Origin of the sequence: Paenibacillus sp. FSL R5-0928 (genome assembly GCF_037970385.1) — a bacterium.
In the GTDB taxonomy this organism is placed as follows: domain Bacteria; phylum Bacillota; class Bacilli; order Paenibacillales; family Paenibacillaceae; genus Paenibacillus_AQ; species Paenibacillus_AQ odorifer.
Genome location: NZ_CP150225.1, coordinates 5,235,167 through 5,252,749, shown reverse-complemented (window position 1 = coordinate 5,252,749; position 17,583 = coordinate 5,235,167). Strand labels below are relative to the sequence as shown.

The following is a 17,583-nucleotide window of genomic DNA, read 5'->3' as shown; positions in this document are numbered from 1 at the left end:
AGACTCTGTGTATAGATAGATCAATATTTTACTATAATAGGTATAGATATTAAGATTGTATACCCTTCCATTTCACTCTAAAATAGACTTCGAAGAAGCATTAATTACAAACTATAAACGTTCTATTGAGCTACCTTAAGGAGAGTGCAAACATATTATGGGTATTTATTATGATGACAACCGCAAGGTGTTTCATTTACAGTCTGAGAAATCCAGCTATATTATTGAAATGATCAAAGGTGTTATTCCAGCGCATGTCTACTGGGGCCCAAAATTGGCAGGGAGAGAATTTCAACATCCGTTGAATTTGGTGGAACGTTGCTCTTTTAGTCCAACTTATTTGCAGGAGGATAAAAATATCTCCCTCGACACCTTGCCAAGCGAATTCCCTTCTTATGGAAACGGTGATTTCCGCGAGCCGGCACTTGAGGTTCACCTAGTAGATGGCACGACCGTAACGGATTTCCGTTATAAGAGCCACACCATTAATAAAGGAAAACCTGCACTCAAGGGTCTGCCTGCTACTTATGTTGAAAGTGAAGAAGAAGCAGAGACCCTGGAAATTATACTGCAAGATGATAAAACAGGATTGATCGCTGCCTTGAGCTATACCGTATTTAACAATCAGGATGTTATAACACGTTCCGTGCGGATTGAGAATCTGGGTAAGGACAATCTGGTTCTGAAAAGAGTATTAAGCGCGAATGTTGACTTCCATGATTCTGACTATGACATGCTGCAATTATCCGGTACTTGGACTAGAGAACGCCATATTCACAAAAGACCACTCGTTCCTGGCATCCAGCGGATTGACAGCAAACGCGGCTCCAGCAGCCATCAGCAGAATCCTTTTATGGCCTTGCTTGCAAAAGATGCAACAGAGGATCATGGCGAAGTTTACGGGTTCAGCCTTGTGTATAGCGGAAGTTTCCTTGCCCAAGCAGAAGTGGATCAATACGGAATTTCCAGAGTAGGGATCGGTATTCAACCTTTTAACTTTCAGTGGTTGCTTGAACCGGGCGAATCCTTTCAGGCTCCAGAAGCCGTATTGGTAAGATCCAGTGAAGGGCTTGGTGGATTATCGAGAACCTATCACCGTCTGTATCGGACCCGATTATGCAGAGGTGAATTCCGCGATAGCAAGCGTCCTATTCTGATCAACAACTGGGAAGCGACTTATTTTAATTTTAATGCGGATAAAATCAAAGAAATTGCTAAAGCAGGCAAAGAGCTAGGCCTGGAGCTGTTCGTGCTGGATGACGGCTGGTTCGGCAAACGTGATAACGACGACAGCTCCCTGGGAGACTGGGTAGAGGATCGTCGCAAGCTTCCTGAAGGTCTTGGAAAGCTAGGCGAAGATATCACGGCAATGGGCATGGAATTCGGATTATGGTTCGAGCCAGAAATGGTATCGCCAGAAAGTGATCTTTACCGTGAACATCCAGACTGGTGTCTCCATGTACCTGGGCATAAAAGTTCGTTAGCCCGCCAGCAGCTAGTGCTGGATTTATCCCGCAAGGATGTATGCGATTATATCGTCGAGTCAGTTAGCTCGGTATTGTCATCTGCTCCGATTACTTATGTGAAATGGGATATGAACCGGAATATGACAGAGATTGGATCAGCGCTTCTTCCAGCCGAACGTCAACGCGAAACGGCACACCGTTATATCCTTGGACTTTATGATGTGCTGGAACGTATCGTTTCCCGTTTCCCTCATATTTTGTTCGAAAGCTGCTCTGGTGGTGGCGGACGATTTGATCCGGGGATGCTGTATTATATGCCACAGACCTGGACTAGCGATGATACGGATGCAGTGGAAAGATTAAAGATCCAATACGGAACAAGTATTGTGTATCCAGCGAGTTCAATGGGTGCCCATGTGTCGGCTGTTCCTAACCATCAGGTGCATCGTATTACTCCTTTGGAGACACGTGGTCATGTCGCGATGTCGGGTAATTTCGGCTACGAGCTGGATTTGACCAAGCTTACTGAAGCTGAACGCGAGGATATCCGCAAGCAGGTTTCGGAGTACAAGGAACTGAGAATGCTGATTCAGTACGGTGATTTCTATCGACTGCTTAGTCCTTTTGAAGGAAACGAGACGGCATGGATGTTTGTTTCCGCTGATAAAAAAGAAGCCTTCGCCACCTACTTCCAAGTTCTGGCCGGGCCTAATCCACCGTTGCGCAGATTACGTCTGAAAGGACTCGACCCTGCAAAATCGTATAAGCTTGAGCTTAACGGCGGAGTATACAGAGGGGATGAGCTGATGCACTTCGGACTCACGCTTCCACAGCTAGAGGGCGATTTCAGAAGCCTACTTTTCGTGCTTAGAGAAGTTTAATCAAAAAAGGAGGGTGCCCCGAAAGCCATTGGCTGCTGGGAACCTTCCTTTTTTTTCTCCTTTTTTGAGTTCTTTTGTGACTAGCTGCGCGCCCGAAGCTGTTATTGGATGGGGCGCTTTGCGAGATATGCTTACTTGGCCGGGGACTACCAGACGCGAATTAGTGCGACTTGCAAGTAGCTTGGCGCCACTGGAGCTGATTGTTTATACTGAAGCCGGCGGGCTCAAATTGGTGCACCATGTAAGTTGCTTACCCAGCCAACACAGTGCTATCGGACTCAAATGCCGCTAACCGCTCTCTTTCCACACATTTGGAGTTTTATCGGACCGCATAGTCGCTATTGACTCGAAAAGTACCTAATATGTACCTCTTTCGAAGGAATAGCTGCACTGGAGTCCGAAACTGTGCTTAAAAGGCGAAAAATTGGCAAATAGCGTCATCTGAGTCCGAAAGCGGCGGTGGAGGGGGCGACTCGGTGCTGCCGTAAGCGAATTAGGGTGTTTAACAAGATGCTTACCTAGCCGGGGACTGCTGGACGCGAATTGGTACGCCTTGCAAGTTACTTACTCAGCCAACACAGTGCTATCGGACTCAAATGCCGCTAACCGCTCTCTTTCCACACATTTGGAGTTTTATCGGACCGCATAGTCGCTATTAGCTCGAAAAGTACTCAATAAGCACCTCTTTCGAAGGAATAGCTGCACTGGAGTCCGAAACTGTGCTCAAAAGACGAAAAATTGGCAAATAGCGTCATTGGGGTCCGAAAGCGTCGGGGGATGGTTGTGACTCGGTGCTGCCGTACGCGAATTAGGGTGTTTAACAAGATGCTTCCCTAGCCGTGGGCCAGCGTACGCGAATTGGTGCGACATGCAAGTTGCTTACCCAACCAACACAGTACTATCGGACTCAAATGCCGCTAACCGCAGCCTTTTCACACATTTGGAGTTTTATCGGACCGCATAGTCGCTATTGACTCGAAAAGTACCTAATATGCACCTCTTTCGAAGGAATAGCTGCACTGGAGTCCGAAACTGTGCTCAAAAGGCGAAAAATTAGCAAATAGCGTCATCTGGGTCCGAAAGCGGCGGGGGATGGTTTTGAGTTGGCGCCACCAAATCTGAATGGTTACTACTTGCATCCACCGGCCCCGAATTAGCACGCCACGCATGCCACTCAGCTCTATCGAAGCCGAACGGTTATGCCGAGCAACATCAATTTTCAAAAAACACATGTTTGGACAGGAACTCCAGATCCTGCTCGCGGTAAGTGGAGGGGCTGACTCCAAAATAGGAACGAAAGACTTTGCCGAAATAGCTGGCATTGTCAAACCCGGTGTCCACAGCGATCTGGTAGATCGTCTGATCTGTTGTTTTCAGCATAGATGCTGCCAGCTCGATCCGTCTCCTTCTTAAATACTCAAAAGGCGAGAGATTGATGTTTTTTTGAAATAGCCTGCAAAGATGATGTTTGGAAATTCCAACATGTGCGGCGACATCGTCTAAGCTAAGGTTATTATTGTGCAGATCATTTTTCATAAATTGTATAGCAGCATGAAGTTTGTCATTTTTTATATAGGTGGTTAACAAATTCGGTTTCTTGAGGTATTTCTCCATGGACAATATCCACTGAAAGGTTTTCCCCGTTAGAAAATGCAAATCTCTTTCCTCATCAACCTGTATGTCCTTGAACATACTCCACAATAAATCCATCGGAACCGATTCCTGAGGGAGTTCTATAATGGGACCGCCATGTGCGATCAGTTGGTTCCAGAGTGAAATAGCTAGAGGTCCTCGTACATTCAGCCAAATGAATTCCCAGGGCTCTGTACCTTCCTCCGGATAATAATATCTGTGTATACTGGGGACAGTCACTAGGAAAGCTTTGCCCTTCGTTAATGGGTGAACAACCCCGTCTATTTCAATTCTACCCTCTCCAGATAAGGTGTACTGAAAAATAACACAACTTCTCTCCGTCCGGTTCTGGCCGTTAAATGAATATGCCGGAGTCTCGGCTTGTTCCCAGCCAATTGAATCAAACAGAAGCATAGAAGCTTGTTCTTCCGAGCGAATGGTGTAGGAGGAGCGCAACATTAGCAGGTTTCCTTTCCATGGTTCGTTACTTCATTCAAAGTGTAAACTTTTTTGCTGATCTGTTCAATTTTTGTTTCATTTAATCTGCTGTCTTCGATATTGATAAGGCGTAATGCCATACTGATCTTTGAACAGCTTAATGAAATATTGTGGCTTTTTGTAGCCGACTAGATGTGAAATATCGAGCACATGTAATTTGGAATCGATCAATAACTTGGAGGCCTTTTCCAAGCGTTTAGAAGAAATGTAGCTCGATAAATTTTCGCCCGTCTCCTGCTTATAAAATTTGGACAGGTAAACAGGATGGAGGTGAACAATTTTCCCTAAGTCCTCCAGGCTCAAGCATTCACTAATATGATTGGAGATATAGGCTTGAATGGTATGAACAATATTTTGATTGGAAAATTTAGCGCTTCTATCTAATTGGGTGAGGCTTTGCAAGATGGATTGAAGAGCCGTATTTGGCTCTGATAATTGATTGAAAATCCAGTCTGCGGCCTCAGCTGATTGAATTTTATCGGTTGTGGAATACAGCAAATTAATGAATTCGAGCAGGTAGAGGAGCTTTTGTTTTTTAACAGTGAGCTTGGCAAAGTTTTTTAAAATGTTTTTTCTGGTTTGTTCCCATTCTCCAAGCTCTAATTTAGGGAGAGCACTAGAGATACTCAGCATAGTAAAGTCATTGGTCCCAACATTTTCATTAAAAAAGAAATGATAAAAAATATGCCGAACAGCATGCTTTTGAGAAAATTCAAACGGCTCGGAAAAAGAAATGGAATCGACGCTGCTTGCCACAGTTTCGATATTTGATTCTGGAATAATTCCAGTAATGGCTGATGGAGTGGTCCAAATAAAGTCTCGTCCACCATTATGATCTTTTAAAATCATTTCATCTTTCCCACTAGCCCCTGAGACATGAAAAAAGCAAAAATGCTCATTCCGGAAGGTAGAATCGAATGTACTGTAATCATTACGTATTGGGGAAGATTCGCTAATAACAGAAAGCAGGTAACCTAGCCCATCTATCTTTTTCTCTGCCACTGGGGTTTTTGAGGGTTTCTCAGCGATACTCTTAATAACTTGACTCATGGCTTTTTCCATATCCTCTTTATCTACCGGCTTGAGTAAATAATCCAAAGCGCCCAGACGGATGGCTTGCTGTGCATAATCAAATTGAGAATAACCGGAAAGAAAAATCACCTTGGTTTTGAGCTTTTTTTCATGAACATGATGCAGTAAATCAATGCCGGATACCTCGGGCATACGAATATCTGTAATAAGAATATCTATATGATTCTGATTCAATAGCTCCTTGGCTTCAATCGAATTTGTTGTCGTCTCAATATGCTCAATCCCAAATTTGTTCCAATCCAGCAGGTGTTTTAAATATTCAACGATGTAATGCCCGTCATCAACTATCAGTAATCGCATATTGACCTCCTTCATCCAGCGAGAAATCTATGAATGCCAGCACGGATAAACCGCCCCAGTCATTAATGAAGAAACGCAGTCCGCTTAATTCACCATACGCATTTTTGAGGCGATGATGAATGTTCCAAAGACCAATTCCTCTTGATCCTTCAGGGGGGGATTCATTCTCAAGTCTGGCCATTAGCTGGTGTATTTCCTCAGCAGTAAGCCCCTTACCATCATCGGCTACAATAATTAACGCTCCAGTATCAAGTGCTTTTACATCTATAGTAACGCGATAAGCCCCTTGCTGTTCTTCAATCCCATGCTGAATCGCGTTCTCGACCATAGGCTGGATAATCAGTGGCATAATCAGATGCTCTCCCAGTTCAGGGGGCAGGTTGATTTCATAATTTATTTTTTTGGAAAGTGACATGATGGATAAAAAATGATCGGCAAGCTGCAATTCAGAAGCCAACGTAACATTATCTGAATTCATTTTTGTTAAATAACGATAGTACTCTGCTAAATGTTTGCTCATCTGCATTACGGCTTCCGGTGAAGTTTTTGCCACAGCCATAATGAAAAACAGATTATTGTAAAGAAAATGTGGATTGATCTGAGCCTGCAGCTGTTTCACTTCCGCGTTTCTGCGAAGCTCGGTTTCTATTTTTAATGAAGCGAATAAAGCCTGTATTTTGGCGACCATGTGGTTAAAGCTTTTAAATAGACTATAAAATTGATTGTCCGGGTTCTCACTAATTCTGGTGCTGTAATTCCCTTGTTCCACTTGGTAGAATTTCTTGTCGAGCAGATATACATTGCGATAATAGTTTCGATAGAACATAAAAATCACGATAAGGCCAATGATCAAGATCATTAAGATGCTGACAAAAAACACCTGTTTATTCCGGTTAAGCGGATTCAAAAAATCACTCATTCGCGTATAGGTAACTAGATACGTATCAATCGGCTCAATATACTTCGATAAAACATAATAATCGTCATCGTTGATATGATAGTCAAACTTTAGAATTTCATGTGCATTGGGTGTTATCGTCTCCTTGGCTTTTTCCTCGATTCGAATATCCACCGCTTTATTGCTAATCATCAAACTCTTGTTCACAAGCAAAAAGGCATTGGAGCTCTCACCGCCACTCACTGCTTTTTCTAAAAGACTTGTTAAATACTCCTTTTTCAGCTTAACGCCCACAATGTATTGAATATTGGCAGGGTTCTTAGGCTCATGAATATAAGGGTAGATTGAAAAATAATACAAATTATTATTAACAATCTGCCAGCCTCGCTGCGTGACCTTCTGAAAGGGCTGTTTGGCAAGCGAATCATGACCCGTAAAAATAAAAGTGCCGTCCGATTTCCAGTAGATACCGATAGATTCAATCGCCTGACTGGAGAGAAGTGGTGCTGATATGCGGTCATAGATATCGTTTTTTTTCATCTGGGCATCGTAATTGTTCATCTCTTGTATTTTGCTTTGATAGAAACGTACGGAGGTGTCGGCTGTATATTGGATGCCATACAAACTTGCCTCAGAGATGATGCCATCCAGAATGCTTTCCGTATAGGCTAGCTGATTTTTGGAGGAGTTAACCAAGCTCTCTTGAATGGTTTTGGAACCTAGGGAGTTCATTACGAAAAACAAACTTAAGGTCAGTAAAAGGAAAAAAACGAAAAAATATATGAATCGTTTCATATTTACTTTTTTAATCATAAGCATTACTCCTGTCGCTAGGACTCTTGTGAATTCATCATAAGCCATATATTCCAAAAGAAAAAGAGAAGAGCTCCCGCAAAATGAAAGCGTTTATAAAGATGTTTAGCGAGTGGTTATGATATTTAATTTGAGACATTTTCGAATGAAAGCGCTTTTGTTAACATTAAACCAGAAAGAAATTAGCAGCCAAGAATGTAAAAGGGGGTAAGCACAATAGCACAGATAATGAATACCCAGCTTAAATGGAGTGAGAAAGCCAACGTTAAAAAAAGCAGAAAAAATCCTTGGAAAAAGGAAATCAAAAAAAATTGGCCATTGTATGTTTTATGTATCCCAGCTTTGGTATTCGTTCTAATTTTTGCCTACGGTCCTATGGTCGGATTAGTGATGGCCTTTCAGGATTACAAGCCCTGGCTTGGAATTACAGGTTCAACTTGGATTGGTTGGGATAACTTCGCAAGAATCTTTCAATATAAAGAGGCCACACAATCCATTATCAACACCCTCATTATTGCTGTAATCAAAATTATAGTCGGAATTATCGTTCCTATCTTTATGGCGATTCTGCTAAGCGAGATTAGAAACATGGGGATTAAAAAGAGTATTCAAACCTTGGTCTATTTACCGCATTTCCTCTCTTGGGTAACCGTTGCCGGAATCATGATTGATATCTTAGGTCTGGATGGGGGCATAAATCATTTTCTTACGAATTTCCTCGGACTGAAACCGATTTTCTTTTTGGGTGATCCTACGCTGTTCAGACCGACGATCATCATCAGTGATTTATGGAAAAACTTCGGATTTGGCATGATTGTTTACTTAGCGGTGATCACAGGGATCGACCCTTCTTATTATGAGGCCGCCGAGATAGACGGCGCGTCACGCCGCCAACAAATACGCCATGTTACCTTACCGAGTATGATGCCGATGATCATCGTAATTGCGACGTTAAGCCTTGGAAATATTTTGGATGCAGGATTTGACCAAATCTTTAACTTATACAATCCACTCGTATATAGTACGGGAGATATCATCGATACTTATGTTTACCGGTCATCCTTATTGAATGGCCAATACGGTTTTGGTACCGCTGTTGGGTTGTTTAAATCTGGCATCAGCTTCATTTTAATCGTAATTTCCTATCGAATTGCTTACAAGGTAGCTAACTACAAAATATTTTAAGTCGAAGTTGTTAAGCTTTCAAAACAGTTAGGAGGAATGGGAGTGTATTATAAATCCAAGGGATATAGGATATTTTCGATTTTCAATCATATCCTCCTGATTCTAGTAGCCTTATCGTGTTTATTGCCTATGCTTCATTTGCTAGCACAATCATTTAGCAGTAAGACAGCGGTAAATGGGAATTTGGTATCCTTTTGGCCGGTGGACTTTAATATCGAAGCCTATGTGAAAACTTTTAAAAACACGAATTTTACAGGCTCCATGAGAATCTCAGTGGTCCGGACGGTGCTGGGGACGTTAATTAGCATGTTTATTATTACAACGGCAGGGTATGCCTTGTCCAAAGATTTCCGTGGGCGTAATGCTTTAATGTGGATTTTTATTTTCACGATGTTGTTTTCCGGTGGATTGATTCCTTCTTATATATTGGTTACGAAACTTGGGCTCAAGGATACGATCTGGTCGCTCGTTCTTCCCGGTGCCTTCGGAGCTTACAATTTGATTCTGATTATGAATTTCTTTAAAACAATCCCTAAGGCGCTTGAAGAGGCGGCATTTATCGATGGGGCTTCGTTCTTCGTCATTTTCCGGAAAATCTATCTTCCGCTTTCCCTTCCCGGTCTGGCAACCGTCGGATTGTTTATCATGGTAGGGAGCTGGAACGCATGGTTTGATGGGATTTTGTATATGTCGAATACAACGGACTATCCGTTAGCTTCATTCTTACAGACTGTAGTTGTACAAGGTTCAGCGCAGAGTATGGCACTTAGTCAATCAGAAGCAGCCGCGTTGTCAGAACAGAGTATCAAAGCTGCGCAAATTTTTATTAGCACACTGCCCATTATCCTTGTGTACCCGTTTCTACAGAAGTACTTTGTCAAAGGCATCGTTCTGGGTGCTGTAAAAGAATAACGTGACCAACATATAAAAACTTTAATTCAAAGGAGCTTATTGATGAAAAAAACAGGGGCCTTAATAACGACTACTGTATTGATGGCAGGATTGCTAGCGGGCTGCGGCTCAAACGGTAAAGAATCTAATGCGGCAGAAGCGGTTCTCAAAGACGGCAAATACGATCCTCCTATTACTATCAACATCGCCAAGCAACAAGATGAGAATGCCGGTAAATATATCAACGGGGAGAGCTTAAATGATAATGTGTTGACCCGCTGGGGTGTCGAGAATCTAGGGATTAACATCCAAACTACTCTTTTGGGCGGTGATGCCTCCCAATATAATACGAAACTTCGTTTAGCGCTCACTGGTTCCGAGAAGCTCCCGGATGTTTTGCCAGTGTATGACACCTCACTAGAAAATGATTTGATTCAATCAGGACTTGTAAAAGATATTGCGGAAGACATAAACAAATACATGCCTGAGCGTCTGAAAGAAATATATAAACAATATCCAACAACGTTCAACCCGGTTATCCAGAATGGCAAGGTTTATGGGATGGCGATTTCGCCCAACCTCACCGAAGGTGAAGTCATGCTTATCCGTCAAGATTGGTTAGATAAATTAAATTTAAAAGCGCCAACAAATATAGATGAATTTGAACAGGTTATCGCTGCCTTTACGAATGATGATCCGGACGGTAACGGAAAAAATGATACTTATGGATTTGATTTCTCGGGAAAAGATTCTTACAACACGGGCTGGGTAAGCGACTCTGTAATGATTTTTAGTGCTTATACAGGGAAGAGTCTCCCCGGCCAATGGTATAACGACAATGGTAAACTCACTTACGGTTCCGTTGCTGATGGGACAAAAGATGCGTTAGCTAAACTACGCGATTGGTACTCGAAAGGGTATTTAAATAAAGAGCTGGCTACACAGGGTGCATGGGATGCACTGGCGGATTTCACTGAAGGTAAAGCAGGGATTATTATTGGCCGTCCTTGGCTGTACGGCAGTGTTAAAGATGTGGAAACTAACGTAAAAGGGGCTAAAATCAAAGCTTACCCAACAATCAACGGTGTAAGTGGGGATCGAACCTACCAATCCGGTCAGCAGAACGATGGTGTCTTTATGTTTAATAAAGACTTCAACAATATGGAAGCTTTCTTCTTGTATTATGACAAGCTTTACGATGCAGCATTTGGTACCGGAGATTTCAAATATGGTTATGCTCAGGGATATGATTATGACATCGTAGGCGATGAAGTGGTATTCGATTCCAAAAAATTCAATACTCCTTTGGATGCCGCTCAAGGTGTAGGGAAAATGGCTTTTACCAAAAATACACCTAGTGTTGATGGTCCAGGTAAATCTTTTTATGATCTTTCCAAAGGTGCAAAAGCCGAGAATGGGGTCTTGATCAGATCGGCTTCAAATGATGAAACAGCCAAAGAGGGATATGTGATTTCCTATGAGAATAGAGAGTCGCTGCTTCCAAATGCATTTAACGGTCCTCCTACCAAGACTATGCAGACAACCTGGGAGCAACTGAATACGATGGAAAAGGAAACCTTCACCAAAATTATTTACAGTAAAGAGCCGCTAACTGCGTACGATGACTTCGTGAAGCAATGGCATGACAAAGGCGGTACGAAAATTTCCGAAGAAATCAACGAATGGTATAACAATGCTAGCAAGGTGGATGTGATGTCTCAGATGGGATTGAAATAAGTTCGCAAGAACAGCAGGTTCAGTTAAGGTCATCCTTGGCCGGACCTGCTTTTTTTGTATAAAAATCTGATCCTCTGGAGGATAATCATGGACGAAAACGCGAATACAGTCACCCTACTAAATAGCGCTCCACTTCTGGATATGAGCGGAAATCCTGTACATGCACATGGTGGACATATGCTCTATACGGATGGATATTATTACTGGTTTGGTGAGAACCGGATGGATCGGCGGAGAGTGAGCTGCTACCGATCCGTGGATCTAGTGAATTGGGAATGGCGCAATGATGTGCTCACACTCGATTCACCGGTACAGCCGATTTATCATCGCACCACATTAGAGCTTGAACCCTTGGACAGGGAGGGGCGCCCAACGGGTGCGGTAATTGAGCGCCCAAAAGTACTCTACAACGAACCTACAGGGAGATTTGTTATGTGGATGCATTGGGAAAATGGACGCGACTACTCTGATGCGCGCTGCGCGATCGCTGATTGCGGGACGGTAGATGGGGATTATGTTTACCGGGGCAGCTTTAATCCGATAGGTAACATGTCTCGTGACTGCACCTTGTTCCAGGATGACGATGGGACGGCTTATTTTATCTCCGCGGCAAGGGAAAATGCTGATCTTATTATGTATCGTCTGTCACCTGATTACCTCAGCATAGAAGAACAGGTCAAGACCTTGTGGCCCGGACAAGCGCGTGAAGCACCTGCATTAATGAAACGTCAGGGTGTATATTTCCTCATCTCGTCCGCCTGTACGGGCTGGTTGCCTAACCAAGGAACCTATGCCTGGTCCGAGGAATTATTTGGTCGTTGGTCACCCTTGCTGCCTTTGGGCGACATCACTACATACGACAGCCAGCCTGCTTTTATAGTTCCTATTGTAGGAACAGACAATGACCAGTGCTCTTACCTGTATGTTGGGGATCGCTGGGACCCTGCGGATTATTATGCCTCTTCCTATGTATTTCTGCCGCTCAGCTTTCCTTCTGACCGGGAAATGAAGCTTGACTGGGCAGAGCGAACCGTGATTGACCTTAGGAAGGGAATCGTAGCTGTGGAATGCGGCTCTGGTAGTGGTCTGTTCAGATTGAAAAGCTTAGGAATGGGGATTTATCTGGCGGCGGGAAATCAATCTATTGAACATGAGGAGACCCTGAACGTCGAAGTCCGTACGCTTTCGTATGAAGATCAGCAGCAGAGATGGACGGTTGAATACGGGGAGAAGGGCAGGGCAAGAATTCGAAACAATGTAAAGGTCTTATCTATTGGCTCGTTGAATTCCTTGCTGCTGGAGCCTATTCGGGACAACGAAGATCAGTTTATATGGTTGCTTACAGAGACAGAAGCAGGTTCACTGACTATTGGGAGCAATGACGGAAGAGTTCTTACCGTAGCAGGAGAACAGCGTGGGGGCTGGGGTTGTGTGTTTCTTGAATCCAAACGCTGCCATGATCCCCGTCTAGGTGCAGACCCGCAGCTTTTTCAACTGATTTCAGTAAGGTAAACAGTTTAGAGAAAAGAGGTATACCGATGAGTTTATCTGTCTCCTTCCCTATGGAATGGTTTAAAAGTGACCCCCATACACAACTTACTGCGACTTCCTCTGAGGCTTTTCAGTTAATCACTACACCAGAAGGTGGTGGAATTGAGCTTCAGCCAGGGCAGCTGGAATCCGCCGCTTGGTGCGATTATGGTTTCGTTAATGCTGAGGTTTACCATGAAAGCCATGACGTTCTGGTGCTATTATTCAGTTTTTATGATCGGGATCATCGCGTCATTACTTATCATGTAGGAATTTTACCTGGTGTGCGCACGAAAATTTGTTTACCTTTGATTCATTTAAATGGAGAAAAGTTGTTCCTCCCCCGTTATCCGGGTGTGATGCAGACAGTACTGAGGGGAGATGCAGGCATCGATCGCAAGCATATCACCCGATTCTCTATCGCTACTCTCCCTTCAACAACAAGTAGAGCCGTGCAAATTAGTGGCTTGGCTCTAAGTCTAACTGAGCCCGTCTTTGAGTATGAACAGCAACCATATATAGATGATCTGGGCCAATTAAAGGGAAGGGGTTGGCCAGGGAAAACGGTTGATGCAGAAGCATTGACGGATCGGCTGCGCGAAGAGCGGCAACTTGCGGCACAAGTTGATCACAGTGGAGGTGACCTCAGCAGGTACGGGGGTTGGAAGGCGCTGAGATTCGCGCCAACTGGATATTTCCGCACGGAATTTGACGGCAGCCGCTGGTGGTTCGTTGATCCAGAGGGTTATGCTCTGTTCAGTACGGGGATGGACTGTGTGGGTCCGGCTTGTTCTATGCATGTAACTGGTATGGAACACTTGATACCCTCGTTGCCGGAGCGGGAAGGAATCTATCAAGAAGCTTGGTCACAGGATGGCGAGGAATTCAGCTTCGAGATTGCTAATCTGATCACTGCTTTTGGGGCGGAGTGGCGCTCTAACTGGGTGGCTATGACGGATTTCCGCTTACAACAATGGGGATTCAACACCATCGGTAACTGGTCCAATGATCTTTTTATTAAGGAATCTCAGCTTCCGTATGTTTATCCTCTAGTGGACTTTCCTATGACGGAGCAATCTATTTTCCGGGATTTCCCGGATGTGTTTAGCCCGGAGTATGAGCGGAATGCCGGGAGCTTTGCGGAGCAGCTTCTTCCATTAAGGGAAGATCAGAGAATGGTTGGCTATTTCATGCGTAATGAGTCGCATTGGGCATTCGTGGATGGGTTGAATTTGACCGGGCAGATGCTGAAATCTCCGGTCCGTTATGCCAGCAAGAAGGAATTCATTCGCTGGCTTGCAGAAAAGTACAAAACAGTGGAGCAATTAAACATGGCGTGGGATAGTGTTTTTGAAGAATTCGAGGATTTATACGATGTATCGAATGTGAATGTAACCGGGGATAATCTCACTTCTGCCCGAGAAGTGGATTATAACCAGTTCAACCGGATCATGATCCGGCGGTATGTAGAAGTGCCAGCCTGTCTTTGCAAGCAGACGGATCCGAATCATCTGAATTTGGGAATGCGTTATGCCTGGGTTGGCAGTGATGAGGTGCTGGAGGGCTGCGAATGGTTTGATGTATTCTCTATGAACTGCTATCAGTTCAGTCCTGACAAGGAACAGATCGCCCAGATCAGCGGACGACTGAACAAACCAGTCATGATTGGGGAATATCATTTTGGTGCGGCTGAAGGCGGCATGTTGGCTTATGGGATCCGTGCGGTGGCAACTCAGAAGGAGCGCGGTGAAGCTTACCGTTATTATGTAGAGCAGGGGGCAGCCATCCCGCAGCTGATCGGAGTTCATTATTTTCAATGGAATGATCAGCCTGTGCTTGGACGTTATGACGGAGAAAACTATCAAATCGGCGTAGTGGATGTCTGCAACCGTCCATATGAACCTTTCGTGCAAGCAGCGAAAAAGGCCCATGACCAGATGTATCAGGTGCGGACGGGGAGGACAGCACCCTATAATATTGTGCCAATAGAGATTCCGAAAACGGGATTCTGATTGCAAATCTTTACAACAAAAAGGCCCCCAGCCGATGGGGGCCTTTTTTGTCCTCTCCTCTGCAATGTAGCCCCTTTATAAGCCAAGGCCGGAGGAGGGGAGTGAATCATCACGGGAATAGCGCTTGCGGTATTCCCCCGGAGTTATTCCGGCACAACGTTTGAACATACGGATGAAGGAATTTACGTTCTGATAACCAACCTGAAGCGCGATATCCTGAATCCGCAGTTCCAGATTCATTAGCAGCTCTTTGGCCCGCTCAATCCGCAGATTGTTCAGATATTCACTGAAGTTGATGTTTGTTTTCTCTTTAAAAATGCTGGACAGGTAACCTGGAGTTAAATTCAACTTGTCTGCTACTAGGTTGAGGTTGATGTCCTCGCCGTAATGTTTGTCTAAGTAATCCAGCACAAAGCTGATAATAGGGTCGCGCGACTCCGAGCGGTTACTGATGACCACGAGCACAGGACGAACCAGATCACGCAGCCATTCCTTGTATTGATCCATTGAGTGGAAAGCGTTAAATGGCTCTAGTCGGGGTGGTAAGAGACGCTCCGCTTCCGCTTGGGGCAGATTCAGCTTCGTCACCGTTTTGCTCGTCTGTTCCGCTGCTCCCAAGGCAAATGCCCGAAAATCCGCCGCCGCCGCGTCCTTGTGCTGCAGCTGCTCCAGCTGACGATCCAGCCAAGCGAATACAGCCTCCTCATTGCCAGACTGCAGCAGATTGTGCAGCTCCTCTCCGTGGGTCACCTTTAAATGAAAGGATTTGGCGGACGAGGCTCTAGGTTCTACGATAATTTGTGTTTCCCCGTTCAATCTACGCTCATTTAACAACATCGATAGATTATTGTAGGCATCGGTAAATGAGGTTTCGCCTGAATATACCGGACTTACAGCAATAGTCAGGTATAAGGATGTCTCCGAATCCAGCAGTTCTTTCAGTGTATCAAGAGCCTGCAGAAAACTGCTCTGCGGTCCGGGGTTGAACAGGAGCAGCAAGAGCTGATCCTGCTCCGGCTGGAGTGCGACGCTGTCGCTTTCACCTCCGGTGATCAAGGTTTGGATTAGTTTCCATAACATCAGTGTGTGTTTCTCAAATTCGTCCGGCAAGGTTTTGAAGCTGACCTTGAACAGAATGGAGGCATAGGGTAGTTCGGATTGCCGGACATCTTCAAGCTCCGCAAGACTTTTACTCAGCGGGATATTTTTCACTTTATGAGTGTAGGCATATTGGCGTACCAGTGAGTTCTTATGATCAAGATCGGTCTGGATGAATCGGTTATTCTCCAAAATGGAGCTGAGGCGGTCGCCGATAATGGCGAATTCCTTCACACTGCTCAATTTTTCTGGCCGGCTGCCCGCTTTACGGTCCAAGGCACCAATCAGGCGCTGGAGCGGCTGGTTAAGCCGATGGCTGAAGATCAGGGATGAGAGAACACTGATCAGTACTGCCGCAGAGAGTAACACAGCCAGCAATAGCTGCATACCACGCATTTCCGCGGCAATAGCCGCCACCTCGGTCACTCGGATATAGGTGAATCCGGTTTGTTTACCTTTTTCATAGAAGTAATATTGATCTCCGACCCGCTCATGGGCATTGCTACTTTCCGGAAGCTGGCTTGTTTGCAGATTAACATCTGATGTAGAGAACAATAAATTTTCTTGTGCATCCAGAATATAGAATGGGGTATTGCCGGCATCACCGTAGGTATCCTGCATCAGCTGCGGATTCAGCATGACAATCCCATACACTTCCTCATAAGGAATCGCTTTGACCAGCACTGGCATTAACCTTCCGAGCGTACGGGTGGAATGTATAGTTTTCTCGGTAAAGGTTACGGCGGGCATGACTTTTAAAAATTGATTGTCCATCGTTTGCCGGCTCCAGTACTCCGGAGGATATTCTGCACTGAAGTAGTATTTACCGAACATATCTGCGGCGCTGCTTAGGCCCTCCCTCTCCAGTACATAATCTTCCTTTTTAAAATAAAGAATGAAATTTTCGATATGCAGAAAAGGATTAGCATACAAAGTTGAGAGATCCGATGTCACTTCTGCCGGGATATCATATCGACGGTTCTCTTTGAGGTGGCTTAAAATGCCCAGATTGGCAGTCCATGAATCGGATTGGGTGAGGGCAAGAATCATGTTCTGGGTCAACCGGAAATGATTTTCGTAGCCTTCGACCGTTTGTGCGAGTCCAAGCTCATTTTGACGGATCATCTCCTTATAGATTTTGCCGCTTAAATACAGATGGGAGAACAGATTAAATGATGCCAAAATCAAGATGACACTGAGGAAGCTTAGCATCAGCTTAACGAACAGGGCATTCAGCGCAAATTTGCCTGTAACGGATCCCTTCATATGTATCCCCCTTTGGATGCACCCGTAAATGAATTGGATTAATTCTATCATAGCGGCAAAAAGCTAACACCAACAATATGCAATTTTGCTGATTTGTACGCTATTCTATGGAAATCCGCAGTTAAGGCGAAATGTTATATAACATGTAGATAGCGCTTTCCAAAGAAATGCAGCTATAATTCGGAGACAAATCCCAGAAAAAAGGGGGAAGTAATCTGACATCTATATGATTTATGATCATTTTAACAAGAGGAGACATGCATATGGCTCAAGCTAGCGTAGTG

The 17,583-nt window shown here is 44.4% G+C and carries 10 protein-coding genes; 6 read left to right on the top strand and 4 right to left on the bottom strand.

From position 1 onward, the window contains the following. Positions 1-157: 157 nt before the first annotated feature. Positions 158-2,347: an alpha-galactosidase gene (locus MKZ16_RS23790; protein WP_038572691.1), complete on the top strand. Its 2,190-nt coding sequence runs from the start codon at positions 158-160 to the stop codon at positions 2,345-2,347. 1,212 nt (positions 2,348-3,559) lie between these two features. Here the strand turns inward: MKZ16_RS23790 and MKZ16_RS23785 are convergent. The 3 genes from MKZ16_RS23785 to MKZ16_RS23775 all read right to left on the bottom strand — a co-directional run bounded on the left by MKZ16_RS23785 (position 3,560) and on the right by MKZ16_RS23775 (position 7,580). Further along, complete coding sequence (locus MKZ16_RS23785) at positions 3,560-4,438, bottom strand: AraC family transcriptional regulator (protein WP_036683178.1); 879 nt, start codon at positions 4,436-4,438, stop codon at positions 3,560-3,562. A 75-nt stretch (positions 4,439-4,513) separates the two neighbouring features. Beyond that, positions 4,514-5,869 (bottom strand): response regulator, encoded by a 1,356-nt coding sequence (locus MKZ16_RS23780; RefSeq protein WP_076104306.1) that lies wholly within the window; start codon positions 5,867-5,869, stop codon positions 4,514-4,516. Next, a complete protein-coding gene (locus MKZ16_RS23775) occupies positions 5,850-7,580 on the bottom strand; it encodes a histidine kinase (RefSeq protein WP_076104307.1) in 1,731 nt (576 codons plus the stop codon). The genes MKZ16_RS23780 and MKZ16_RS23775 overlap by 20 nt, the downstream gene beginning before the upstream one ends. 228 nt (positions 7,581-7,808) lie before the next feature. On the opposite strand from MKZ16_RS23775, the gene MKZ16_RS23770 reads away from it, so the two are divergent. From MKZ16_RS23770 to MKZ16_RS23750, 5 genes are all read left to right on the top strand, one after another. Continuing rightward, a complete protein-coding gene (locus MKZ16_RS23770; RefSeq protein WP_081382600.1) occupies positions 7,809-8,765 on the top strand; it encodes an ABC transporter permease subunit in 957 nt (318 codons plus the stop codon). 36 nt (positions 8,766-8,801) lie between these two features. Further along, the gene (locus MKZ16_RS23765; RefSeq protein ID WP_036683169.1) at positions 8,802-9,677 is read left to right on the top strand and encodes a carbohydrate ABC transporter permease; all 876 of its coding nucleotides are present in this window, start codon (positions 8,802-8,804) and stop codon (positions 9,675-9,677) included. A 42-nt stretch (positions 9,678-9,719) separates the two neighbouring features. After that, positions 9,720-11,393: a hypothetical protein gene (locus tag MKZ16_RS23760; protein WP_076100980.1), complete on the top strand. Its 1,674-nt coding sequence runs from the start codon at positions 9,720-9,722 to the stop codon at positions 11,391-11,393. 87 nt (positions 11,394-11,480) lie between these two features. After that, on the top strand, positions 11,481-12,905 hold the full coding sequence (locus MKZ16_RS23755) for a family 43 glycosylhydrolase (RefSeq protein WP_076104309.1): 1,425 nt from the start codon (positions 11,481-11,483) through the stop codon (positions 12,903-12,905). Between the two features lie 26 nt (positions 12,906-12,931). Then, entirely contained in the window at positions 12,932-14,935 is a 2,004-nt protein-coding gene (locus MKZ16_RS23750) for a beta-galactosidase (RefSeq protein WP_076104310.1), read from the top strand. Positions 14,936-15,010: 75 nt separating this feature from the next. Here the strand turns inward: MKZ16_RS23750 and MKZ16_RS23745 are convergent, their stop codons facing one another. Then, on the bottom strand, positions 15,011-17,299 hold the full coding sequence (locus tag MKZ16_RS23745; RefSeq protein ID WP_038572678.1) for an AraC family transcriptional regulator: 2,289 nt from the start codon (positions 17,297-17,299) through the stop codon (positions 15,011-15,013). Between the last annotated feature and the right edge of the window lie 284 nt (positions 17,300-17,583).

Excerpts from the sequence above, each read along its gene's own strand:
- MKZ16_RS23790 (WP_038572691.1), top strand. The coding sequence starts at position 158 with ATGGGTATTTATTATGATGACAACCGCAAGGTGTTTCATTTACAGTCT.
- MKZ16_RS23785 (WP_036683178.1), bottom strand. The coding sequence starts at position 4,438 with ATGTTGCGCTCCTCCTACACCATTCGCTCGGAAGAACAAGCTTCTATG.
- MKZ16_RS23780 (WP_076104306.1), bottom strand. The coding sequence starts at position 5,869 with ATGCGATTACTGATAGTTGATGACGGGCATTACATCGTTGAATATTTA.
- MKZ16_RS23775 (WP_076104307.1), bottom strand. The coding sequence starts at position 7,580 with ATGATTAAAAAAGTAAATATGAAACGATTCATATATTTTTTCGTTTTT.
- MKZ16_RS23770 (WP_081382600.1), top strand. The coding sequence starts at position 7,809 with ATGAATACCCAGCTTAAATGGAGTGAGAAAGCCAACGTTAAAAAAAGC.
- MKZ16_RS23765 (WP_036683169.1), top strand. The coding sequence starts at position 8,802 with ATGGGAGTGTATTATAAATCCAAGGGATATAGGATATTTTCGATTTTC.
- MKZ16_RS23760 (WP_076100980.1), top strand. The coding sequence starts at position 9,720 with ATGAAAAAAACAGGGGCCTTAATAACGACTACTGTATTGATGGCAGGA.
- MKZ16_RS23755 (WP_076104309.1), top strand. The coding sequence starts at position 11,481 with ATGGACGAAAACGCGAATACAGTCACCCTACTAAATAGCGCTCCACTT.
- MKZ16_RS23750 (WP_076104310.1), top strand. The coding sequence starts at position 12,932 with ATGAGTTTATCTGTCTCCTTCCCTATGGAATGGTTTAAAAGTGACCCC.
- MKZ16_RS23745 (WP_038572678.1), bottom strand. The coding sequence starts at position 17,299 with ATGAAGGGATCCGTTACAGGCAAATTTGCGCTGAATGCCCTGTTCGTT.